Origin of the sequence: Loktanella sp. S4079, from assembly GCF_000967725.1 — a bacterium.
In the GTDB taxonomy this organism is placed as follows: domain Bacteria; phylum Pseudomonadota; class Alphaproteobacteria; order Rhodobacterales; family Rhodobacteraceae; genus Yoonia.
This window is the reverse complement of record NZ_JXYE01000040.1, coordinates 1-305: the sequence shown is the minus strand read 5'-3', so window position 1 is coordinate 305 and position 305 is coordinate 1. Positions and strand designations below refer to the sequence as shown.

Annotated in this window: 1 pseudogene; it reads right to left on the bottom strand. The window is 55.7% G+C overall.

Annotated elements, in window-relative coordinates:
• Positions 1-305, bottom strand: a pseudogene (locus TW80_RS18240) (hypothetical protein); the annotation flags it as partial.

Here is a 305-nt window from a genome sequence, read left to right as displayed (position 1 = left end):
CACCAGCAAAGGCAGTTGCAGGAGCATCAATGCTTGCGTCAGCAGGCGTCACAGTGATGCGATGCGTTGCTGCGATCTCATCGTTTGGGCCGTAGATATATCGAATTTCATACACACCAGGATCGGCAGGCATGCGGAGTTGAGCTGGTTCAGCTTCTGCGACGTACACAAAGTTCACAAAACTCTCGGTATCCGGAAGCGCGATGGTCAGGCTATCACCAGCAGCTGCGGGGCCACTCCAATCGACTGTGATTGTGGCACCTGCCACTGCCGTTATGGGCGCATCGAGTGTTGCGTCGGGCGTA